This is a genomic window from Citrobacter sp. UYEF32 (assembly GCF_040546205.1).
GTDB lineage: Bacteria > Pseudomonadota > Gammaproteobacteria > Enterobacterales > Enterobacteriaceae > Phytobacter > Phytobacter diazotrophicus.
This window is the reverse complement of record NZ_JBEPNI010000005.1, coordinates 77486-99264: the sequence shown is the minus strand read 5'-3', so window position 1 is coordinate 99264 and position 21779 is coordinate 77486. Positions and strand designations below refer to the sequence as shown.

General features: G+C 52.6%; 21 protein-coding genes. 12 read left to right on the top strand and 9 right to left on the bottom strand.

What is annotated here, in order from left to right; all coding sequences use genetic code 11:
- Positions 1 to 406 precede the first annotated feature (406 nt).
- Positions 407 to 2452 carry a peptidyl-dipeptidase Dcp gene (dcp, locus tag ABIB59_RS15020; protein WP_354035999.1) on the bottom strand — a complete coding sequence of 682 codons (2046 nt, stop codon included), beginning with the start codon at positions 2450 to 2452 and terminating at the stop codon, positions 407 to 409.
- A 172-nt stretch (positions 2453 to 2624) separates the two neighbouring features.
- On the opposite strand from dcp, the gene ydfG reads away from it, so the two are divergent.
- From ydfG to ydfZ, 3 genes are all read left to right on the top strand, one after another.
- Complete coding sequence (ydfG, locus tag ABIB59_RS15015) at positions 2625 to 3374, top strand: bifunctional NADP-dependent 3-hydroxy acid dehydrogenase/3-hydroxypropionate dehydrogenase YdfG (protein WP_039078881.1); 750 nt, start codon at positions 2625 to 2627, stop codon at positions 3372 to 3374.
- Between the two features lie 90 nt (positions 3375 to 3464).
- Positions 3465 to 4151, top strand: coding sequence for a GntR family transcriptional regulator (locus tag ABIB59_RS15010; protein WP_039078880.1), 687 nt, complete (start codon positions 3465 to 3467; stop codon positions 4149 to 4151).
- Positions 4152 to 4323: 172 nt separating this feature from the next.
- Positions 4324 to 4527 (top strand): putative selenium delivery protein YdfZ, encoded by a 204-nt coding sequence (ydfZ, locus tag ABIB59_RS15005; protein WP_039078879.1) that lies wholly within the window; start codon positions 4324 to 4326, stop codon positions 4525 to 4527.
- 32 nt (positions 4528 to 4559) lie between these two features.
- On the opposite strand, the gene ABIB59_RS15000 is transcribed toward ydfZ, so the two are convergent.
- The 6 genes from ABIB59_RS15000 to ABIB59_RS14975 form a co-directional block, all read right to left on the bottom strand.
- Positions 4560 to 6023 carry a mannitol dehydrogenase family protein gene (locus tag ABIB59_RS15000; RefSeq protein WP_071194295.1) on the bottom strand — a complete coding sequence of 488 codons (1464 nt, stop codon included), beginning with the start codon at positions 6021 to 6023 and terminating at the stop codon, positions 4560 to 4562.
- 207 nt (positions 6024 to 6230) lie between these two features.
- Positions 6231 to 7565, bottom strand: coding sequence for an MFS transporter (locus ABIB59_RS14995; protein ID WP_039078877.1), 1335 nt, complete (start codon positions 7563 to 7565; stop codon positions 6231 to 6233).
- Between the two features lie 58 nt (positions 7566 to 7623).
- Positions 7624 to 8838, bottom strand: a complete 1215-nt coding sequence (manD, locus tag ABIB59_RS14990) for a D-mannonate dehydratase ManD (RefSeq protein WP_071194297.1) — start codon at positions 8836 to 8838, stop codon at positions 7624 to 7626.
- A gap of 255 nt (positions 8839 to 9093) precedes the next feature.
- The gene (locus ABIB59_RS14985; protein WP_039078875.1) at positions 9094 to 10473 is read right to left on the bottom strand and encodes an MFS transporter; all 1380 of its coding nucleotides are present in this window, start codon (positions 10471 to 10473) and stop codon (positions 9094 to 9096) included.
- A gap of 166 nt (positions 10474 to 10639) precedes the next feature.
- Positions 10640 to 11665, bottom strand: a complete 1026-nt coding sequence (locus ABIB59_RS14980) for a Zn-dependent oxidoreductase (protein WP_354035995.1) — start codon at positions 11663 to 11665, stop codon at positions 10640 to 10642.
- A 111-nt stretch (positions 11666 to 11776) separates the two neighbouring features.
- A complete protein-coding gene (locus tag ABIB59_RS14975) occupies positions 11777 to 12103 on the bottom strand; it encodes a YnfA family protein (protein WP_039078873.1) in 327 nt (108 codons plus the stop codon).
- Between the two features lie 143 nt (positions 12104 to 12246).
- Here ABIB59_RS14975 and ABIB59_RS14970 point away from each other — a divergent pair, with 143 nt between their 5' ends.
- Both ABIB59_RS14970 and speG read left to right on the top strand, forming a co-directional pair.
- Positions 12247 to 12588, top strand: a complete 342-nt coding sequence (locus ABIB59_RS14970) for a DUF1283 family protein (RefSeq protein ID WP_039078872.1) — start codon at positions 12247 to 12249, stop codon at positions 12586 to 12588.
- A 62-nt stretch (positions 12589 to 12650) separates the two neighbouring features.
- The gene (speG, locus tag ABIB59_RS14965; RefSeq protein ID WP_108701219.1) at positions 12651 to 13211 is read left to right on the top strand and encodes a spermidine N1-acetyltransferase; all 561 of its coding nucleotides are present in this window, start codon (positions 12651 to 12653) and stop codon (positions 13209 to 13211) included.
- Between the two features lie 18 nt (positions 13212 to 13229).
- Here speG and ABIB59_RS14960 read toward each other — a convergent pair whose 3' ends face one another.
- Together ABIB59_RS14960 and ABIB59_RS14955 are read right to left on the bottom strand one after the other, a co-directional pair.
- Complete coding sequence (locus tag ABIB59_RS14960) at positions 13230 to 13928, bottom strand: YnfC family lipoprotein (RefSeq protein WP_064572401.1); 699 nt, start codon at positions 13926 to 13928, stop codon at positions 13230 to 13232.
- A gap of 93 nt (positions 13929 to 14021) precedes the next feature.
- The gene (locus ABIB59_RS14955; RefSeq protein WP_110295241.1) at positions 14022 to 14660 is read right to left on the bottom strand and encodes a LysE family translocator; all 639 of its coding nucleotides are present in this window, start codon (positions 14658 to 14660) and stop codon (positions 14022 to 14024) included.
- 108 nt (positions 14661 to 14768) lie between these two features.
- On the opposite strand from ABIB59_RS14955, the gene ABIB59_RS14950 reads away from it, so the two are divergent.
- The 7 genes from ABIB59_RS14950 (at position 14769) to osmY (ending at position 21759) form a co-directional block, all read left to right on the top strand.
- Positions 14769 to 15680, top strand: coding sequence for a LysR family transcriptional regulator (locus ABIB59_RS14950; RefSeq protein WP_079498202.1), 912 nt, complete (start codon positions 14769 to 14771; stop codon positions 15678 to 15680).
- A 91-nt stretch (positions 15681 to 15771) separates the two neighbouring features.
- Positions 15772 to 16077: a DUF1161 domain-containing protein gene (locus ABIB59_RS14945; protein WP_071194302.1), complete on the top strand. Its 306-nt coding sequence runs from the start codon at positions 15772 to 15774 to the stop codon at positions 16075 to 16077.
- 155 nt (positions 16078 to 16232) lie between these two features.
- Complete coding sequence (gene ynfE, locus ABIB59_RS14940) at positions 16233 to 18671, top strand: selenate/tellurate reductase subunit YnfE (RefSeq protein WP_354035990.1); 2439 nt, start codon at positions 16233 to 16235, stop codon at positions 18669 to 18671.
- Positions 18672 to 18681: 10 nt separating this feature from the next.
- Positions 18682 to 19299, top strand: coding sequence for a DMSO/selenate family reductase complex B subunit (locus ABIB59_RS14935; protein ID WP_079498197.1), 618 nt, complete (start codon positions 18682 to 18684; stop codon positions 19297 to 19299).
- A 1-nt stretch (position 19300) separates the two neighbouring features.
- Positions 19301 to 20158 carry a dimethyl sulfoxide reductase anchor subunit family protein gene (locus tag ABIB59_RS14930; RefSeq protein ID WP_354035988.1) on the top strand — a complete coding sequence of 286 codons (858 nt, stop codon included), beginning with the start codon at positions 19301 to 19303 and terminating at the stop codon, positions 20156 to 20158.
- A gap of 20 nt (positions 20159 to 20178) precedes the next feature.
- On the top strand, positions 20179 to 20793 hold the full coding sequence (gene dmsD, locus ABIB59_RS14925) for a Tat proofreading chaperone DmsD (RefSeq protein WP_110296307.1): 615 nt from the start codon (positions 20179 to 20181) through the stop codon (positions 20791 to 20793).
- 255 nt (positions 20794 to 21048) lie between these two features.
- Complete coding sequence (gene osmY / locus ABIB59_RS14920; protein ID WP_108701215.1) at positions 21049 to 21759, top strand: osmoprotectant ABC transporter permease OsmY; 711 nt, start codon at positions 21049 to 21051, stop codon at positions 21757 to 21759.
- Positions 21760 to 21779 lie beyond the last annotated feature (20 nt).

Below are 21779 nucleotides of genomic sequence, written 5' to 3'. Positions count from 1 at the left end.
TTCCTCATTTTTCATTCACATTAATCAATAGATACCTGAGTGGAATGTAATTATTACATCACCCTGGCTGGCATCTTAATTTCAGGAATAATCTGAGAGCACATAACACTCATCAAAGCGTCGTGCTTTCCGGATTTATTTTATCCCTCCCTTACAGCCGAAAAAAACAAAACATACTATGGAGATCAGGCGACATTAAAAAAATAGTCTAACGTCACGAGACCATCGATTAAAGGTAGACATACTTAATGAATTATTACATCAATAAATTATTTCATTATCAACTATGTCGCTTGAATCACATTGCACCGCTTCGGTTAGCACGTTAATTTAACGTTTGCGTAGCATTTAATTATCACGCATAAAAAACCGGGCATTAGCCCGGTTTTTTATGCTATTTCTGGCCCTACTCGCTCAGGCCTCGGTTTTTCAGCATCGGTTCAATCTGTGGGTCATGACCGCGCCACTGGCGATAAAGTTCAGCTAAATCAGTACTATTGCCACGCGACAAAATCGCTTCGCGGAATCTTTGCCCGTTTTCTCGGGATAAACCGCCCTGCTCCACAAACCACTGGAAGCCGTCATCCGCCAGCATTTGCGTCCACAAATAGGCGTAATAACCCGCTGCGTAACCACCGCCGAAGATATGGGCGAAGTAGCTGCTGCGATAACGGGGCGGTACCGCAGCGATATCAAGCCCTTCGCGGCGAATCGCCTGCGCTTCAAAGGCATCGACATCGCTGACCTGAGTCACTCCATCCAGACTGTGCCAGTTCATGTCCAACAAAGCCGCACTCAGCAACTCCGTCATGTCATAGCCTTTATTGAACTGGGTACTGCGCAACATTTTTTTGCGTAGCGCTTCCGGCATTGGCTCATCGGTTTGATAATGGCGCGCATAACGTGTGAACACCTCAGGATGGCTGGCCCAGTGCTCGTTAATCTGTGACGGGAACTCAACGAAATCACGCGGCGTATTGGTCCCCGACAGGCTGGCATAGCGCTGGCGGGCGAACAAACCATGCAGCGTATGACCAAACTCGTGAAACAGGGTGATGACATCATCCCACGATAAGAGCGCCGTCTGCCCGGCGGCCGGTTTCTGGTAGTTGCAGACATTGTAAATAACCGGTTTGGTGGAAAGCAGCGTCGATTGCTCGATGAAATTCCCCATCCATGCGCCGCCGCTCTTTGAATCGCGGGCAAAGAAATCGCCATAAAACAGCGCCAGCCCTTCATCATTCTGGTCGAATATTTCCCAGACTCGCACATCCGGGTGGTAAACAGGAATATCGGTACGTTCTGCGAAACGAATGCCAAAGAGTTGGCTCGCTGCATAGAACACCCCTTCGCTCAGCACCGTGTTGAGCGCAAAATAAGGGGTGACCTGTGATTCGTCGAGGTCGTATTTCGCGCGTCGGACCTGTTCGGCATACCACGGCCAGTCCCAGGCCTGGGCGGTGAAGCCCCCCTGCTGTTCATCAATGACCTGCTGAATATCCGCCAGTTCACGTTCAGCGCGGGCACGTGCCGCCGGGGCAATACCGCGCATAAAATCAAACGCGGCCTGTGGATTGCCTGCCATCTGGTCGGCCATTTTCCAACTGGCGTAATCCGGGAAGCCGAGCAATGACGCCTGTTGCGCCCTTAATTGCGCCAGCCGCAATACGATAGCGCGCGTGTCATTGGCATCCCCGCGCGAAGTCCGTGACCAACTGGCAGTAAACAGGTTTTCGCGCGTCTGACGGTCCCGCAGCGCGGCCAGCGCCGGTTGCTGTGTGGTGTTTAATAGTGAAAGCAACCAGCGATCGGTCAGCCCTTTTTCTCGCGCCGCATCGGCTGCGGCGGCGATAGCGTCATCGCTCAGTCCGTCGAGTTGATGGAGATAATCCACCACCAGACCACCGGCTTTGTCTGCCGCCAGCAGGCGCTGATTAAACTGGCTGGTGAGCGTAGCCGCCTCGGTATTTAATGCTCTCAGTACCGCTTTATCGTCAGCGGAAAGCGTCGCGCCAGCCAGTATAAAGCGCTGATACATCACCTCGACCAGCCGTAAAGATTCATCATCCAGACCGGCTGATTCCCGATTGCGCCAGACGGATTCAACGCGCGCAAACAGGGCGTCATTGAGATAAATATCATTCGCCAGTTGCGCAAGTTCAGCGGAGAACGCTTCGTCGAGTTGCTGTAAAAAATCATTGGTATGCGCGGAGGTCATCGCGAAAAAGACACTGGTCACTCGCGTCAACAACTCACCACTGCACTCCAGCGGCAACAGGGTATTATCAAACGTGGCGGGAGCCGGGTTTTGCGCAATGGCGGACACCTCGGCGCGTTTTTCCTCAACCCCACGGTCGAATGCGGGGCGATAGTGATCCTGATGGATAAGATCGAAGCGCGGTGCCTGATAAGGCAGCGTGCTGACATCGAAGAAAGGATTCGTTACCGACATAATTTACTCCTGAATGCGGTTAGTTACCCCAGACCAGACATCCATGGTATTGGCTGTGATGATCTATCAGTAGCACAAAGTGAAGATTTTTTGCCAGGCTTAACTTAGGTTACCGCCACCGAGCGGTGCGTGCTATGGTAATACACCACAAAAAGCGTTGAGGAACAGCAAGATGATAATTTTGGTTACCGGGGCAACAGCGGGTTTTGGTGAGAGTATCACACGTCGTTTTATTGAAAATGGACACAAAGTCATTGCAACAGGCCGCCGTCAGGAGCGCCTGCAAGAGCTGAAAGACGAACTGGGCGACAATCTGTTTACCGCGCAAGTTGATGTGCGTAACCGCGCAGCCATTGAAGAGATGCTGGCAAATCTGCCTGCTGAATGGAAAGAGATTGACGTGCTGGTGAATAACGCCGGGTTAGCCCTGGGACTCGAGCCTGCGCACAAAGCCAATGTGGATGACTGGGAAACCATGATCGACACCAACAACAAAGGCCTGGTCTATATGACCCGGGCGGTGCTGCCGGGCATGGTGGAACGCAATCGCGGTCATATCATCAACATCGGTTCGACCGCAGGGAGCTGGCCGTATGCTGGTGGTAACGTCTATGGCGCCACCAAAGCTTTTGTGCGTCAGTTCAGTCTGAACCTGCGCACCGACCTTAACGGCACCGCCGTTCGCGTAACCAATATCGAGCCGGGCCTGGTGGGCGGTACGGAGTTTTCGAATGTGCGTTTTAAAGGCGATGACGCGAAAGCCGAAAAAACCTATGAAAATACCAACGCCCTGACACCGGAAGATGTGACCGAGGCGGTCTGGTGGGTGGCGACGCTGCCAAAACACGTCAATATCAATACCCTGGAAATGATGCCAGTAAGCCAGACCTATGCGGGTCTGAGCGTACATCGCGCAGGCTAATTTTCCCGCCCCGGCCTGCGGGCCGGGTATGGGAACGGCGTCTATTTAATGGTATGGTAGCTGGGTTAACCTCTTAAAAAGTAAGTGCGAATGATCGTTGAAACCCAGCTCAATCCGACGCAACCCGTCAACCAGCAAATTTACCGTATTCTCCGTCGGGATATTGTTCATTGCCTGATTCCGCCGGGAACCCCGCTTTCTGAAAAAGAAGTGTCGATCCGTTTTGACGTTTCACGTCAGCCCGTGCGTGAAGCCTTTATCAAGCTGGCGGAAAACGGTCTGATTCAAATCCGCCCCCAGCGCGGCAGCTATGTGAATAAAATCTCCCTGGCTCAGGTCCGTAACGGCTGCTTCGTGCGTCAGGCCATTGAGTGTGCGGTCGCCCGTCGCGCCGCCGGGATGATGACGGACAGCTATTGTTATCAGCTTGAGCAGAATCTCAATCAGCAACGCACTGCCATTGAGCGCAAGCAGTTGAATGATTTTTTCCAGTTGGATGATGAGTTTCACCAGAAACTCGCGCAAATTGCCGACTGTCAACTTGCCTGGGATACCATTGAAAACCTCAAAGCGACCATGGACCGTGTGCGCTATATGAGCCTTGACCACGTGTCACCTCCGGAAATGCTGCTGCGCCAGCATCAGGATATTTTTGATGCGCTGGAAAAAAGAGACGCCGATGCGGTGGATCAAGCGATGACCCACCATCTGCAGGAAATCAGCGGTTCTGTGAAACTCATCAGCCAGGAAAATCGCGACTGGTTTAGCGAAGAGTAATTCCCCTCCTCCTGTTTTGTTTTTGAAACGTTGTGCTGTTTTTGCGCGCTAAAAAGTGTGACGTTGATCAAAAACAAAAAATCATCTTAGCAAAAGCGTTTTCATAAGGCGTCCGTGACGGGGACGCCTTATGCCCCGGCATGTTTTGCGGATGATAAAAGGAGAAACCACCATGATGACTTATGATCGTAACCGTAATGCAATCACCACCGGCAGCCGCGTCATGATTAATGGCACAGGTCGTACCGGGAAAATTATCGCTATCCATGCCAATGGAATGACGCCAGCTCAGTTGCGTCGTAGCAAAACGGTAGAAGTGGAAGGTTGTGAAGGCCAGTTTGAACCTGTTGAACTGATTCGCCTTGGCCTGCACTAATGGTGTGATGCCGCCTGAAGGCGGCATTTAGATCAGAATTTCGCCGCGTACTGTGCAACCGTGGCTTTCGCGCCGTTCGCCAGCAATGCCTGATAGGCACGCGTTACCTGTTCAACAAAGATCGCATCTTTCGGCAGTTCAGTGCCAAAAATCGCCTCAATACCCAGCAATGCGTTAACGCGTGCTTCCCCTTCTGCACTGCCTGCTACAGCCTGCTGAATCACAGCCAGCAGCGGATCGCTCACTTCGATCGCATTGCCCTGCTCATCAACACCGCCCACATAGCGCATCCAGCCTGCAACCCCCAGCGCCAGCAGATCAAAGGCATGCTGATGGACACGGTGCCAGCGCACGGAATCCAGCATACGTTGAGGCAGTTTCTGGCTGCCATCCATCGCAATCTGCCAGGTACGGTGACGCAGCGCCGGGTTGCTGTAACGCGCAATCAGCAAGTCCGCGTAATGCGCCAAATCGACCCCTTTCACTTTCAGCGTCGGTGCCTGCTCCTGCAACATCAGGGCATGGGCAGCGCGACGATAGTTGTCGTCTTCCATGCACTCATTGATGTGCTGGTAACCGGCCAGATAGCCCAGATAGGCGAGGAAAGAGTGACTGCCGTTGAGCATGCGCAGTTTCATCTCTTCAAATGGCACCACGTCAGCGACGAGTTCAGCCCCGGCTTTTTCCCATTCCGGGCGACCTGCCACAAAGTTATCTTCGATAACCCACTGACGGAACGGTTCACAGGCCACGCCCGCCGGGTCGCGCACACCGGTCAGTTGTTCAATTTTATCCAGCGTATCGGCTGTTACGGCGGGAACAATACGGTCAACCATTGTTGACGGGAAGGTCACGTTCGCGTCAATCCAGTCGGCCAGTTCTGCATTAACCGCACGGGCATAGGCGCAAATAACATTACGTGTGACATGGCCGTTTTCCGGCATGTTGTCGCAGGACATCACCGTGAAGGCCGCCAGCCCTTTAGCCTTACGACGCGCCAGCGCTTCAACAATCACCCCGGCGGCAGATTTCGGCTGCTGCGGATTTTGTAAATCGGCGGCAATAAACGGGTGATCGAGCATCAATTGCCCGGTAGCCGGAGAGTGGCAATAACCTTTTTCCGTAATCGTCAGTGACACAATCGCCACCTGCGGTTCACACATCGCCGCAAGAACCGCTTCCAGACCATCAACCCCGGCATGCAGTGCGCGTTTGGCGACACCGACAACACGCGCAGTCCACGCATCAGCAGACATTTCCGCCACGGTATAGAGATTATCCTGCGCTTTCAGATCAGCAATTTGCTGTTCGCCGCCAATCAGATTGACCTCACAGTAGCCCCAGTCGCTGCCATGCTCTGTTGCCAGAATGTCAGCATAGACAGATTGATGTGCGCGATGGAACGCACCGAATCCCAGATGCACAATGCGCGGGACAAGACGTTGACGGTCGTATGCCGGAACAACGGCATTCGCCTTTAACAGCTGATTTTCCATGGTTTTACTCATTTGATAGTTAAAAATCGCTTCATTGCGGTGAGTGACATCATCATGCTGTAAACCATCTCATTTGATTGGTATGACATCTTTGATTCAAGTCAACTACCATACAAGAAGGATGAGGTTTTACAGTTTGTTTTTACTGAATTCATTCCCCCTCCCAGAGAGGGGGCAACAAAAGAGCCGTAAGTCTGGTTTTTATTATCAGTGTTGTCCCCACTGTTGGTATTCGCCCTGGCGTCGGCGCGGCGCGGTTTCAGGCATTAGCGCCAGGCCAATCACCGAAATCACACCTAATACGATGACATACGCCGCCATACCGTAATAATGCCCACCGGTCATCTGCAGGATTTTCACCGCCACCAGCCCCAGAACACCGCTACCAATCAGCGAACCGACCTGCCAGATCAGGGCGATACCGCTGCAACGGATATGTGTCGGGAATAATTCCGGGAAGAACGATGCCTGGGGTGCGTAACACATGCTGTGGCCAAAGGTAATAACCATGACCATCGCAATCTGCGTCAGCCAGTAACTGTCCTGATTGATGGCGAGGAAGAACGGAATAATGGCAAGCACCTGCAATAAAGCCCCGGCGATGTAAACCGGTTTACGGCCAATTTTGTCGCTTAATGCCCCCATCGCCGGGATGGCAATAATTTCCAACAGTACGGCGACGATCATGGCATCCATCAGGATATTGGCGCTTAAGTTATTTGCTTTACCGTAGGCCAGCACAATCACGGTAAACATGGCGAAGGTACAGGCTTCGATTAATTTCGCGCACACCCCTTTCACCACAATCCCCGGATAATGACGGATAACCTCAACAACCGGGCGGGATTCAACCGCTTTGGTTTCGCGGATTTTGGCAAACACCGGCGACTCATCAATACGTAAGCGAATAAACAGGCCAACGATGACCAACAGTGCGCTCAGCAGAAAGGGAATACGCCAGCCGTAATCCATCATCGCCTCTGGTGAGAGAACGCCGTTGAGTAAGGCAAAGAGGGCCATTGGCAACAGGAAGCCAGCCGGTGCACCAATTTGTACCCAGCTCGCAAAGAAGCCCCTGCGCGCCGGCACAGAGTATTCGGCGGTCATTAATACCGCCCCCGCCTGCTCACCTCCGACGCCAAAACCTTGTAAGACGCGGATCAGGATGAGTAATACCGGCGCCCAGATACCGATTTTTTCATAGGTTGGTAATAAGCCGATGCAGAACGTTCCCAGCCCGACGATTAAGATTGTGATAACCAGTGCTTTTTTACGCCCGACTTTATCGCCGATATGACCAAAGACAATGCCGCCTAACGGACGGGCTAAAAAGCCCACCGCATAGGTGGCAAATGCGGCCAGGGTACTGATAAGAGGATCGGTACTGGGGAAAAAAAGGTGACCAAAAAACAGAACAGCGGCCGTACCGTAAGCGAAGAAATCATAATATTCCGCCGCGGTACCGATGGCCGACGCGGTGGCGACACGTTTGATAACAGGTGTGTTATCTGTTGCGTTTTTGATATCCACTGAACTTACCATAATCGTATTCCCGAGTAAGAAGTTTGTTATTTGGGCAACATCCTTATCAACGTGTTAACTACCAGTTCCACAACGTGCCATCTTCCAGCCGGGCGACCGGCAGACACGCTGGATCGTAGGGGTATTTTGCCGCCAGTTTTTCATCAAACTCGATGCCAAGGCCTGGTTTGTCGCCTGGATGCATATAGCCATTATCAAAGCGCCAGCTATGTGGGAAAACTTCGAGCATTTGCTCTGAATATCCCATGTACTCCTGGACACCGAAATTCGGTACCCACAGGTCAAAATGCAGCGCCGCAGCATGGCAGATCGGCGAGAGATCGGACGGACCGTGCGAACCGGTACGGACCTGGTAGAGTGAAGCGAAGTCAGCGATACGGCGCATACCCGTTATCCCACCCGCATGGGTAATCGTGGTACGGATATAGTCGATAAGCTGCTCTTCAATAAGTTGCTTGCAGTCCCAGATACTGTTAAACACCTCACCCACCGCAATCGGCGTGACGGTATGCTGGCGAATCAGACGGAAGCACGCCTGGTTTTCAGCAGGCGTCGGGTCTTCCATCCAGAACATGCGGAACGCTTCAATGCTTTTACCAAAGCGCGCGGCCTCAATTGGCGTCAGACGGTGATGCATGTCATGCAGCAGGTGTTCGTGGAAACCGAATTTGCTGCGCACGGCGTCGAACAGTTTGGGGGTAAAATCGAGGTATTTCTCGGTGGACCACAGTTGCTCTTCCGGCCACACCCCTTTGGTTGCCGGTTCGTAGGCGAGCCCTTTACCTTTCGCCATACCGTAGGTGGTTTTCATTCCCGGTACGCCGCACTGCACCCGAATCGCTTTAAAGCCCATCTCTTTGTGCCGCGCGTAATCTTCCAGCACATCATCAATGGTGTGACCCGTTGTGTGGCAATAGACCATCACCCCATCGCGGGAAGCGCCGCCCAACAACTGATACAACGGCATGTTGGCGGCTTTAGCCTTGATGTCCCACAGCGCCATATCTATAGCGGATATCGCCGACATCGTGACCGGGCCACGGCGCCAGTACGCGCCTTTATAGAAAAACTGCCAGATATCTTCAATGCGGTGTGCATCACGCCCGATTAACTGTGGGCAAAGATGGTCTTTCAGGTATGAGGCCACGGAGAGCTCGCGACCATTGAGGGTGGCATCGCCGAGTCCAACAATGCCTTCATCGGTGGTGATTTTTAATGTAACGAAGTTACGCCCCGGACAGGTGACAAAAACCTCGGCCCCAACAATCTTCATTTTTCGTTCCTTACACCTTCACTGTGATGCAAGAAATTTATCTTTACGCATACTACCATACAAGTATAAAAGACAAGAAACCGATCCGTGATCACAAAAAAAGCGCCTGGATTTTACGCGCACCAAACGACACAGGGCCGCGCCAGCTCTCACTGGTGCGGCCCTGGTAACCCTTAACCCCGGTACATGTCTCTTACGACATGACGTTTTGCCTGTCGCCGCCTGAGCGGCAACTATGACTACCGGGCAGGCACATTAATTCGCCTGATGAATAGAACTAACCGCCCGATTCCGCCCCTGCGCTTCGGCAGCATCTTCCAGAATGCTAAGATCGCGGTCTTTGACTTCCGGCATCAGAATCGCCGACACCAGGCCAATCAGTGAATAGACAATGACCATCGCCAGAATCGGCAGCCAGGAACCGGTCATGTTGCAGAAGATCCCCGCCAGAACCGGGCCAAAGCCTACGGCCACCAGACCACCCGCCTCTTTGGATATCGCCATCCGGGTAAAGCGGTTACGCGAACCGAAGATTTCAGCCATGGTGATATTTTCCAGTGCGAACAGCCCCAGTACGGCAAAGTTATGGATAACAATCAACGCCGTCATGATAACGCCCGGACTGTAGCTCTTATCCACGACAATCGACAGCATCGGGTACGCCAGAATGATCGCCGAGATATTCAACAGAATGTAAGGCAAACGGCGACCAAATTTGTCCGACAGCCAGCCCAGCAACGGAATGGTGACAAAACCAATGATGGAGCTGATCATCAACGCATCCGTAGGGATAGATTTATTGAACATCAGCGTCTGCACCAGATACCCGGCAAGGAAAGTTTGAATCAGACCCGAGTTACCAGCCTGGCCGAAACGTAAGCCGGTCGCCAGCCAAAACGATTTGCTCGTAAACATCGCCCCCAGCGAACTTTCTGATGACTTACTCTGTGCAGGTGCGTGTTCGCCTTCGTTAACTTTTTCAAACACCGGGCTTTCTTTGAGGTTCATTCGCAGCCAGATAGCAAAGATCATGACCACAACACTCGCCAGGAACGGAATACGCCATCCCCATGCCAGCAGTTCTTCTCTGTCGAGAGCAAAGAACATCACCGCCCAGATAGCCGTTGCGCTCAGCGTACCGCAGTTAGTGCCCATCGCCACCAGCGAAGAGATAATCCCTCGCTTCCCTTTTGGCGCATATTCCGCCAACATGGTCCCCGCCCCGGAAATTTCCGCACCGGCACCCAGCCCCTGAATAATACGTAACGTCACCAGCAACACAGGGGCAAATATGCCAATTTGCGCATAGGTTGGCAGTACGCCAATTAATGTCGTGCAGATCCCCATCATGGTGATGGTAATAAACAGCACTTTTTTGCGACCAATACTGTCACCCATTTTGCCGAAAATAAACGCACCGACAATACGGGCGATATAGCCTGCACCGTATGTCCCCATCGCAAGAATAAGCGCCATCGCTGCGGATTGTTCAGGGAAGAATATTTCATGAAAAACCAGTGCTGCGCCTAATGAATAGAGCTGGAAATCCATAAATTCCAACGCGGTGCCCAGCCAGCCGGATACTGCCGCTCTTACCAGGTCTTTTGTGCTTCGCTCATGTGTTGTTTCTGTCATAATGGCTATCTCTAAGAGGTAGATGCGTATACGCCTAATCCTTCAGGCTGCCTCTTTATTGGCTGCACTCATTTATCTCAGTTACGTACAACGCTTATGCGTCTGAGATGTCATTTATTTGCCGCCTCGATGCAACATGAATGATTTTGCGTAGATAAAAATGTCTTTATTGTTCATCGGAAAAAGTCAGTAATACCTTGCAGCACTTACGCTGGTCCTTCTCAAATACTTCTATTGCGTCGATAACGTGCTGATAATCAAAAGCATGAGTAATCAGTTTATCCGGATCGATTAATCCTTTTTGCAACCACTCGATAACCGTGGGGAATTTATTCGCGTTCAGGCGAGAAGAAAAAATAGAGAGCTCTTTACCCGTAATACCTTGCTGAATAATCTGGCAAGGATCGCTGGAGAAGCCCATCAGAACAATGCGCGCCGCCGGTGAAGCCAGGCTAATGGCCTCCTGCAAAATTGACGGGTGGCAGGCAGCATCAACAATCAGCGTGGGTTTAAGCCCCTTCTCCGCTAAAAACTCTTGCAGGGATTGCTGCCCGTTATTAATGACCCAGTCGGCACCGCAGTTTTTTGCCATGGCAAGACGTTCATCGATACGGTCGGCCACAATAATTTGCTTCACGTTATAAACGCCTTTCAGCGCCTGAACGGTTGTTAACCCCATTGGACCAGCACCGTAAATTAGCGCAACGTCATTTTCTCTGGGGGCGGCCTGACCGGTGACATTCGCAGCGATAGTAAAGGGCTCAATCATCACGGCATGTTTATCGGAGATGGCATCCGGAATAGTGAACGCATTCTTAGCCGGTACTGTCGCATATTGGCTAAACCCACCGTCGCGATGCACCCCTAATACGACCAGTGAAGTACAAACATTCGGTTTACCAATTGAACAGGGATAGCACTCACCGCAACTAATAACCGGATCAACCGAAACACGCTCACCAATACGTTTTTTATCAACCCCATCACCCACCGCGTCGATAATGCCGAAGAACTCATGACCAATAACGCGCGGGTATTTTGCAAAGGGATTATGGCCACGATAAATATGGCTGTCTGAACCACAAATCCCGGCAAGTTTCACCTTTACCCTGACTTCGCCTGCTGCAGGTACAGGCAATGGACGCTGTTCAATGACCAGGTTATTTGGCTCTCTGATAACCACACTTTTCATACGTAAATTCCTTACATCTTTTATTGCGATGAAGGGAATTTACGCAACTGAACTACTACCATACAAGTATAACGATCAAAAAAGCTGCGAGCGATCACAAAAAACGGGCGCTTACGCGCGCCCCCACCCGGCAACGATAATCAGCATGCCGCAAAGTGCGATGGCGGCCCCCGTCCAGTCATACAGGCTGAGTTTCACACCATCCACCACCCTCAGCCATAATAAAGCCGTGCAGACGTACACCCCGCCATAAGCGGCATAGACTCTCCCGCTGGCGGCAGGATGCAGGGTCAACAGCCAGACAAAAAGCGCCAGCGCGAGCGCAGCCGGAAGCAGCAACAGCGGCGTAGCCCCCCGTTTCAGCCACAGCCACGGTAAAAAGCAGCCGACGATTTCACATATGGCGGTCAGGAAAAATAGCAGGGTTGTTTTGATCATCTCTCGCGTTTTCATTGTGTCGTGGTTGAACTATCTTAACGGATAACCCACTAATATGTGGACACCCGGCAGGGTATCCGCCCAGGGATGAATCGAGTAGAATTGCTCTGTAGCTTTTAGATCCCCTCAAGAAGGAAATTGCAATGAACATTTCACTTAGCAAACGCCTGTGCCTGACGGCAATGCTGACGCTGGGTGCCATCGTGTACACCGCCAGTGCCCCAGCGCAGACCAACAAGTTAGTGATTGAATCCGGCGACAGCGCGCAAAGCCGCCAGCAAGCAGCCATGGAAAAAGAACAGTGGGATGACACCCGTTCGCTGCGCCACAAAGTTAACAAACGTGTGGAAAAAGAGTGGGATAAAACTGACGTCGCCTTTGACGCACAGGATAATTGCCACAAAAGCGCTAACGTCAACGCATACTGGGAACCCAACACCCTGCGTTGCCTTGACCGCCGTACCGGTCGTCAGATTACGCCATAACCCCTTTCCTACTTCGGGCGTTTCCCCACGCCCGTCTTTGCTGTTGTCAAAAAGGATGTCCTATGACCGACGTTGCCCATGTCAAACTTCGCCCGCTCGAACGTGAAGATCTGCGTTTTGTGCATCAACTGGATAACAACGCCAGCGTCATGCGTTACTGGTTCGAAGAACCGTATGAAGCCTTTGTCGAGCTGTCAGATTTATATGACAAGCATATTCACGATCAAAGCGAACGCCGTTTTGTGGTGGAATATGATGGGGACAAAGCCGGACTGGTCGAGCTGGTTGAGATTAACCACGTCCACCGTCGAGCCGAGTTCCAGATAATCATCTCGCCAGAGCATCAGGGAAAAGGTCTCGCCACCCGCGCGGCAAAGCTGGCGATGGATTACGGCTTTACAGTGTTAAATCTCTATAAGCTCTATCTGATCGTGGATAAAGAGAATGAGAAAGCCATCCATATCTACCGTAAACTCGGGTTTATGGTGGAAGGCGAATTGATTCACGAATTTTTTATTAACGGCGAGTACCGTAATACTATTCGCATGTGTATTTTCCAGCAGCAATACCTGGAAAACCATAAAAGCAGCGGCGGAACATTGCTGAAACCCACCGCACAGTAAGCGCGGTGGTGAATGCCATCAATAGTATTCGATGGTGTTCTTAATGCTGTATTTCTTCGCGACAGAAGGCGTCACGCTCGTATCGACAATCTCCAGTTGGCAGGCCACCGGGTTATCATGCTTGTCGTACTCGCAGGTCTGTTTGACATTACCCAGTGGTTTATCATTCAGCGTGCTGACCGACGTATAATCGAGCTTCTTACCTTTTACATTCGATGGGGTCGAGACAACAGACAGATGCATATCTTTCGAGGTTGTTGATTTGCCCAGTGGATAGCCTTCGTCATCGTAACGGTAGTTGACTTCAACATCTTTACCACGCGCGGAAGAGATAAAGCCGCGCTCATCCGTATCCCACGTCAGCCCCGCGCTGGGAAATTCCGCCAACTGACATTTCCCTTGTAGACGAAGACGTTTTTCCTGGGTATCAGCATCAAGGTAATAGTTGGCATTCAGTACCAGTGAAACCCCGGTATTGTTTTCCAGATCATGCAGTTCCAGTGAATCGAAACACCCTTCTTTGGACATCGTGCCGCTGACGCGCTTCGATACCTCACCTTTTTCATTCAGTAATGTCTGGCTGAAATCTTTTACTGGACCGCGCAGTGGGTCAAAGTCGAATTCATTCGAAAAACTCGCCATCTCCGGCGTAAAAGATACAGGTCCTTTGTTGTCATCACACCCCGCCAGAATGGCCATCAGTGCGATGAGTATCATTTGTTTTTTCAATAGGTTCACCCAAATATCACAATGCGTTGCGCTTATCTTAGCAAATCTTGTAATTATTCGGGCAGAGACAATATCATTTCATCACATAAAGAGCGATTTCGCGCCCGTAAGGTTCCAGGCAACCCCACAAACGGCCAATAGCAATAAAAAGAGCGCCGCACAGGCGGCAAAACGTCGACTTTGCGTGACAGGGAGAAAACGTTTGATAGCAACGATATAGCCCGCCATGACGGCAAAATCGAACACGATCCACAGCAGGCAAAGCGTGGTAATGCTGGTGGTAAAATCGCGGCTAATGGCAATAAACTGCGGGAAAAATGAGACAAAAAAGAGAATATCTTTTGGATTGGAAATACCGGTGAAAAATCCGCGCATAAACCCACCTGCCAGCACAGCCTTACCCCCCTCCTGTACCGGCCTTTGCGCCCAAATCTCACGCAATGACTGCACCGCTCCCCAGCCAATAAACACAGAACCGCCGATGCCCAGCAGCGCCAGATACCCTTTGTCCAGCGATACCGCCCCGGCGATAGCGAGAACGGCCAGGGTTATCAATACCAGCGAGGCGAGATTTGTTCCCAGAAGGGTTAGAAACGCCCTCGTATACCCCACGCGTGCCGCCGTCCCGGTCACTAACAGCACAACGGGACCGGGTGTTAAGAGTAAAAAAAGCACTGCGATAACATACGCGCTCAGGAGCGCAAGATTGAGTTCAGCCATAACGCGTTTCCCCCTGTTTTATCGTTCAGGGTAAAGGCGTACGCACCGGATGAAAAACGAGTTAAACTGGCCTCAATCGTGAGTAAAACTCAATATAAATAAATCGCTATGAAACAAAACATCCCGCATCTCTATGCCTTACGCGCCTTTACCGTAGCGGCACAATCCAGCTCATTCAGCCAGGCCGCCGAATTACTCAATGTGACCCCAGGCGCAGTCAGTCGCCATATCCGCACGCTGGAAGATCACTTCGCTTGCCAGCTTTTTGAGCGTAATGGGCCGAAGGTGATGCTTACTGATGCCGGGCGCATGCTGGCGGTACAGTTACAACAAGGGTTTTCACAACTGGAGAATGCCTGTCGGCAACTGCGCAGCACCCATGTGCAGTTGCGGCTCAAGGCCCCTTCCACGCTGACGATGCGCTGGCTACTGGATGTGATGGCAGATTTCCGGGCGCAACACGAGACGCCGGAAGTCGAGGTATCCAGTATCTGGATGGATATCGACAATGTCGATTTCACCAAAGAGCCTTTCGATTGCGCCATCCTGCTCGGCAATGGACATTTCGGTGCGGGAACGCGCTGTTTGCGACTGTTTGATGAATGGCTGCTCCCCCTTTGCGCTCCTGATTTGCTTGATAAGGCGCGTGATAATCTGGCGGCCTGTGAGCTTATCCACCCCTCACGCGACCGCCGGGACTGGCGACGCTGGCTGAACAGTAGCGGCTTGTATAGCGGGTTGAGTCTGGCGGGCGGCAAAGTATTTGATACCCTCGAACAGGGCATGCTGGCAGCGATGGGGGGACATGGTGTAACGATTGGCGATCTTCTGCTCAGCCAGAGCGCGATGGATCAGCATCTGCTGGTCGCGCCGTTCCCGCTGGCGATCGGTACCGGCGATGGCTATTACCTGGTCTGGCCTGGCGATTCGGCACGGCAGAATAATATCGACAAACTTGCCCTTTTTTTGCAGAAAAATATACCTCGCTATGTACATAACGATATAACGATACAAAACTAAGATAATGCGCATTCCTGTTTTGCGCAGATTTCGCTTAGCCTTACTTCTCAATACTACGCATTGAGCATTATTAATTAAGAAGGAGTCGCAAATGAAACATTCACTCTGGTTAGGTGCACTTTTGTTCATCGGCTCGGCATCTGCTTATGCCGCACCGGATTCCTGCGAAAGAGTAAAAAACGATATACAACAACGCATTATAAATAACGGCGTCCCCGAGACAGACTTTACGCTTACCATCGAACCCAACGATCAAAATAGCGCGTCGGGCGCCCAGGTTGTGGGCCATTGTAGTAACGATAACTGGAAAATTCTTTATACCCGCACCCGGGGTAGCGCGAATGCACAATCGGGGGAAATAACGCCGCAAGAGAGTGGCAAACCCGCCGCACAATAACTTCATTACCTTACAAAAATAATGGGGATTAGCCCTCTTCTTGATCCCCATTAAGATCCCCCTAACTCTTATTAAGTAGCATCACTCTCATCGTTAGCATGCTCGTAATTTCGACGCGTAATATTTTTCTATTATAAGCTATAACGGAGTGAGCTATGTCCATTGTTGAGAGTGGTGGCGGGATCAGCCGCCGAACACTCGTTAAATCCACTGCGCTGGGTTCGCTAGCGCTGGCGGCAGGCAGTTTTTCTCTGCCTTTTGGCATGCGAACCGCTGCTGCTGCGGTTCAAAGCGCCCTGCAACCGGCAGAAGATAAAGTCGTATGGGGCGCCTGCTCCGTCAACTGTGGCAGTCGCTGTGCGTTGCGTTCACACGTACGCGATAACGAGGTCTACTGGGTCGAAACAGACAATACCGGGGAGGATGTTTACGGTAATCATCAGGTTCGAGCCTGCCTGCGCGGACGTTCAATCCGTCGTCGTATCAACCATCCGGATCGTCTGAACTACCCCATGAAACGCGTGGGTAAACGTGGCGAAGGTAAATTCGAACGTATATCCTGGGATGAAGCACTTGATACCATCGCAGGTAGCCTGAAAGGGATTGTGGAAAAATACGGTAACGAGGCGGTGTACATTAACTACTCCTCCGGTATCGTCGGCGGCAACATCACCCGTTCTTCCCCTTCTGCCTCTATTATTGCCCGCCTGATGGCCATTTACGGCGGCTTCCTCGGCCAGTACGGCACTTACAGTACGGCGCAGATCGCCTATGCGATGCCTTACACCTACGGCTCCAACGAAGGCAACAGTACGTCAGACATCGAAAACACCAAACTGGTGGTGATGTTTGGCAACAATCCGGCTGAAACCCGTATGAGCGGTGGCGGCATTACTTATTTTCTTGAACAGGCGCGCGAACGTTCCAATGCGCGCATGATCGTTATCGACCCGCGTTATACCGATACCGCTGCCGGGCGCGAAGATGAGTGGATCCCGATACGTCCGGGCACCGATGCCGCACTGGTTGCCGGTATCGCCTGGGTATTGATTAACGAAAACATGGTCGATCAGCCATTCCTGGACACGTACTGCGTCGGGTATGACGAAAAAACCCTGCCAGAAGGCGCGCCAGCCAATGGTCATTACAAAGCCTATATTCTGGGCCAGGGCGACGACGGCATTGCCAAAACGCCGCAATGGGCTTCTGCCGTGACCGGTATTCCGGTCGACCGCATTGTGAAACTGGCGCGTGAGATTGGTCAAACCAAACCCGCCTGTATTTGCCAGGGCTGGGGTCCGCAGCGTCAGGCAAATGGCGAATTAACCGCCCGCGCTATCGCGATGCTGCCCATTCTGACCGGTAACGTCGGTATCAACGGCGGGAATAGCGGCGCGCGCGAGTCCACCTATACCATTACCATTGAACGCATGCCGATGCCGGAAAACCCGGTAAAAACCAAAATTTCCTGCTTTAGCTGGACCGATGCCATTGAGCGCGGCGCAGAGATGACCGCCCTGCGTGACGGTGTTCAGGGTAAAGACAAACTCGACGTCCCGATCAAATTTATCTGGAACTATGCCGGTAACACCATCACCAACCAGCATGGCGACATCAACCATACCCATGACGTTTTACAGGACGACAAGAAATGCGAAATGATTGTCGTCATTGAGAATTTCATGACCTCGTCGGCGATGTATGCGGATATCCTGCTGCCCGATTTAATGACCGTTGAGCAGGAAGATATCATCCCGAATGATTACGCCGGCAACATGGGTTATCTGATCTTTATCCAGCCGGTTACCGCACCGAAATTTGAGCGTAAGCCGATTTACTGGATAACCAGCGAAATCGCCAGACGCCTGGGGCCGGATATTTACCAGAAATTCACCGAAGGGCGCACACAGGAAGAGTGGCTTAAGTATCTTTACGCCAAAATGCTGGCAAAAGATCCCCAACTGCCCTCCTATGACGATTTGAAAAAAATGGGGATTTACAAGCGTAAAGACCCCGCCGGGCACTATGTGGCCTATAAAAAATTCCGCGACGATCCGCAGGCTAATCCGCTGAAAACACCCTCTGGCAAAATTGAAATCTACTCCAGCAGACTGGCCAGAATTGCCAATACCTGGGAGATTCCTAAAGGGGAAGTGATCAGTCCGTTACCGGTTTATGCCTCGACGCCAGAAGGCTGGGACGACCCGGCACGTAGTAAATATCCGCTACAGATGTTCGGTTTCCATTACAAATCCCGTACCCACTCCAGCTACGGCAATATCGATATCCTTGAGGCCGCCTGCCGCCAGGAGGTGTGGATCAACCCGATTGATGCGCAAAAACGCGGCATCGTCAGTGGGGATATGGTCAGGGTGTTCAACGGACGCGGCGAAGTACGCATTGCCGCTAAAGTCACTCCGCGCATCATGCCGGGAGTGAGCGCCATGGGCCAGGGGGCCTGGCACAACGCCGATATGCAAGGCGATCGCGTTGACCATGGTGGCTGCGTGAACACGCTGACCACCCATCGTCCGTCACCGCTGGCGAAAGGTAACCCGCAGCACACCAATCTGGTCGAAATCGAAAAGGTTTAAGGAGTAGCCGATGACCACACAATATGGATTTTATATCGACTCCGCGCGCTGCACCGGCTGTAAAACCTGTGAGCTGGCGTGTAAGGATTACAAGAACTTAACGCCGGATGTCAGCTTCCGCCGCATTTACGAATACGCGGGGGGAGACTGGCAAGAGGATAACGGTGTCTGGCACCAGAACGTTTTCGCCTATTACCTCTCCATCGCCTGTAACCACTGCGAGGATCCGGCCTGTACCAAAGTCTGCCCCAGCGGGGCGATGCACAAACGCGAAGATGGCTTTGTGGTGGTGGACGAAGATATCTGCATCGGCTGTCGTTACTGCCATATGGCCTGCCCGTACGGCGCGCCGCAGTTCAACGCCGAAAAAGGCCATATGACCAAGTGCGACGGCTGCTACAGTCGTGTCGCCGAGGGGCATAAGCCGATTTGCGTGGAATCCTGCCCGCTGCGTGCGCTGGACTTCGGTCCCATTGAAGAGCTGCGTAAAAAATACGGTGAGCTGGCGGCTGTCGCTCCGCTCCCGGCGTCGCACTTCACCAAACCGTGCATTGTGATTAAACCTAACGCCAACAGCCGCCCGACAGGGGATACCACCGGCTATCTGGCAAACCCGCGGGAGGTGTGAGATGGGTAACGGATGGCATGAATGGCCGCTGGTGCTGTTCACGGTATTAGGGCAATGCGTGGCAGGTGGTCTTATCGTCACCGGGATGGGCTGGATGGCGGCGAAAAACGATGCGCCCGAACAGCAGCGAATTACGCGGAGCATGTTCTTTCTTTGGGTATTAATGGGCATCGGCTTTATCGCCTCTATGATGCACCTCGGTTCACCGATGCGCGCGCTGAACTCACTCAACCGGGTGGGCGCCTCTGCGTTAAGTAACGAAATCGCCGCTGGCTCGATTTTCTTCGCCGTAGGCGGCTTCTGGTGGCTGGTGACAGTGCTGGGTAAAATGCCGGCTGCGCTGGGCAAAATCTGGCTGGTGGTCAGCATGGTGCTGGGCGTAGTATTTGTCTGGGCTATGAGTCGTGTCTATCAGATTGATACGGTACCCACCTGGCATAACGGATACACCACCGCCGGGTTCTTCCTCACGATGCTACTCGGTGGCCCGCTACTGGCGGCACTGCTGCTGCGTCTGGCGCACGTCACGTTCAATGGCGCGACCTTCGCCTCGCTGAGCGTGGTGGCGTTGCTGGCAAGCCTCGGTCTGGTGATTCTGCAAGGGATGAGCCTTGCCGGGATCCACAGTTCCGTGCAGCAGGCCAGCATGCTGGTGCCAGCCTGGAGTGAAATGCAGGTCTGGCGCATGGTCCTGCTGGCCGCGGGTCTCGGCTGTTGGCTCTGTCCGTTGATCATGCGAAAACAGCCACGTGCTGTCAGCCTGCTTGCCGGTGTCATACTGGTGGTTGCAGGCGAACTGGTGGGGCGCGGTCTGTTCTATGGGTTACATATGACTGTCGGTATGGCGGTTGCAGGTTAAGCAGAGATTCAGGGAACGTAATGACTGACACTTTTTACACAGCCGATTTCGCCTTTTCGGCACGCATTCTGGGGGCGCTGTTTTACTACCCGCCGGAAAGTGAACAGACGCAGGCGCTGATCGCCGCATTCCGCCAGGGGGAATGGCAAACCCAATGGCCGCTGGCGCCGGAGGCGTTGACTCCGCTCGTGCCGTTATTTTGCGCAGAAAGCAATGAAACAATTCCCGAGGCCTGGCAACGGCTGTTCATCGGCCCGTGGGCGCTGCCTGCGCCGCCCTGGGGATCCGTCTGGCTGGATAAAGAAAGCGTACTCTTTGGCGACTCCACACTGGAGCTTCGCCAGTGGATGCGTGACAACCACATCGTCTGGGAGGCCAGTCAGAATGAGCCGGAAGATCATTTTGGCACTCTGCTGATGCTGGCAGCCTGGCTTGTTGAGAATCAGCGCTACGCCACCTGTGATGAGCTGCTTGCCTGGCATCTTCTGCCCTGGGCCGGACGCTTTCTTGAGATTTTTGTAGCGGAAGCCCGTCACCCGTTCTGGCAGGCGGCGGGAAGGCTTGCCCGGTTAACGCTTAGCGACTGGCAGAGCCGTTTATTAATGCCGGTTGCCCAAAAAGCGTTATCGCGTTAATCCCTGCCAATGCGCCCTTAAGGTGACAATGTCACTTTAAGGGCGCATTTTTAAGACAATTCTTTAGTTCCCCTCTTAGCCGTTATCCCATCAGCGATAGCGTAAATCCTCCGCAAAATCCGCAGGTTAAAAGATTCGCGCCAAACTGGAATCCTTCCCAGGTGCTTGCTATAGCTCAAATACCCTGCCGAACATGGCATAACAACACGCAACTCTCCGTTGCCATAACGCATGCACACAGGGAGACACACTGCAATGCACACTTCCGCACTCTCACGCGCCCTGCTGTTTATCGCGGCTATCGCCGTCGTACTGGCGCTCCTGGTTTGGGGTATTGGTCTGGATACAATCAGAGCCCGCCAGGTGGATTTGGTCTATCTCGGGCAACAACACTTGATACTGGTGTTCAGCTCTATGTTCTTTGCTCTGCTGGTCGGTATTCCCAGCGGGATTGCGCTTAGCCGCCCGGCTGCGCGCGGTGTCGCCGAATACGTGATGCAGATTTTTAACGTCGGTAACACGCTGCCACCGCTGGCCGTACTCGCACTGGCGATGGTCATCATCGGGATTGGTGATAAACCCGCCATTATCGCCCTTTTTCTGGCCTCACTGCTGCCCATTGTGCGTAACACCTATGCGGGGCTCTGCTCGGTTCCGGCATCGCTGCTGGAAGCCGCGAACGGCATCGGTATGACCAAATGGCAACGGCTGTATCAGGTGGAGTTGCCCAATGCATTGCCGGTTATCCTCTCCGGAGTGCGTATCGCCACGGCCATCAACGTGGGCACCGCGCCGCTGGCCTTTTTAATCGGTGCCAGCAGTTATGGCGAGCTGATCTTCCCGGGTATCTATCTGAACGATTTCCCGACCTTGATTCTGGGTGCGGCGGCAACCGCGCTGTTTGCCCTGATTCTGGACACGCTGCTGGCGGCGCTGGGGCGTTTTCTGAGCCCTCACTCAGCCTGAACCCAATAATAAGAAAAGGA

Bases quoted from the DNA above. Each gene is read 5' to 3' on its own strand.
- dcp (WP_354035999.1), bottom strand. From the start codon at position 2,452: ATGTCGGTAACGAATCCTTTCTTCGATGTCAGCACGCTGCCTTATCAG.
- ydfG (WP_039078881.1), top strand. From the start codon at position 2,625: ATGATAATTTTGGTTACCGGGGCAACAGCGGGTTTTGGTGAGAGTATC.
- ABIB59_RS15010 (WP_039078880.1), top strand. From the start codon at position 3,465: ATGATCGTTGAAACCCAGCTCAATCCGACGCAACCCGTCAACCAGCAA.
- ydfZ (WP_039078879.1), top strand. From the start codon at position 4,324: ATGATGACTTATGATCGTAACCGTAATGCAATCACCACCGGCAGCCGC.
- ABIB59_RS15000 (WP_071194295.1), bottom strand. From the start codon at position 6,023: ATGGAAAATCAGCTGTTAAAGGCGAATGCCGTTGTTCCGGCATACGAC.
- ABIB59_RS14995 (WP_039078877.1), bottom strand. From the start codon at position 7,565: ATGGTAAGTTCAGTGGATATCAAAAACGCAACAGATAACACACCTGTT.
- manD (WP_071194297.1), bottom strand. From the start codon at position 8,838: ATGAAGATTGTTGGGGCCGAGGTTTTTGTCACCTGTCCGGGGCGTAAC.
- ABIB59_RS14985 (WP_039078875.1), bottom strand. From the start codon at position 10,473: ATGACAGAAACAACACATGAGCGAAGCACAAAAGACCTGGTAAGAGCG.
- ABIB59_RS14980 (WP_354035995.1), bottom strand. From the start codon at position 11,665: ATGAAAAGTGTGGTTATCAGAGAGCCAAATAACCTGGTCATTGAACAG.
- ABIB59_RS14975 (WP_039078873.1), bottom strand. From the start codon at position 12,103: ATGATCAAAACAACCCTGCTATTTTTCCTGACCGCCATATGTGAAATC.
- ABIB59_RS14970 (WP_039078872.1), top strand. From the start codon at position 12,247: ATGAACATTTCACTTAGCAAACGCCTGTGCCTGACGGCAATGCTGACG.
- speG (WP_108701219.1), top strand. From the start codon at position 12,651: ATGACCGACGTTGCCCATGTCAAACTTCGCCCGCTCGAACGTGAAGAT.
- ABIB59_RS14960 (WP_064572401.1), bottom strand. From the start codon at position 13,928: ATGATACTCATCGCACTGATGGCCATTCTGGCGGGGTGTGATGACAAC.
- ABIB59_RS14955 (WP_110295241.1), bottom strand. From the start codon at position 14,660: ATGGCTGAACTCAATCTTGCGCTCCTGAGCGCGTATGTTATCGCAGTG.
- ABIB59_RS14950 (WP_079498202.1), top strand. From the start codon at position 14,769: ATGAAACAAAACATCCCGCATCTCTATGCCTTACGCGCCTTTACCGTA.
- ABIB59_RS14945 (WP_071194302.1), top strand. From the start codon at position 15,772: ATGAAACATTCACTCTGGTTAGGTGCACTTTTGTTCATCGGCTCGGCA.
- ynfE (WP_354035990.1), top strand. From the start codon at position 16,233: ATGTCCATTGTTGAGAGTGGTGGCGGGATCAGCCGCCGAACACTCGTT.
- ABIB59_RS14935 (WP_079498197.1), top strand. From the start codon at position 18,682: ATGACCACACAATATGGATTTTATATCGACTCCGCGCGCTGCACCGGC.
- ABIB59_RS14930 (WP_354035988.1), top strand. From the start codon at position 19,301: ATGGGTAACGGATGGCATGAATGGCCGCTGGTGCTGTTCACGGTATTA.
- dmsD (WP_110296307.1), top strand. From the start codon at position 20,179: ATGACTGACACTTTTTACACAGCCGATTTCGCCTTTTCGGCACGCATT.
- osmY (WP_108701215.1), top strand. From the start codon at position 21,049: ATGCACACTTCCGCACTCTCACGCGCCCTGCTGTTTATCGCGGCTATC.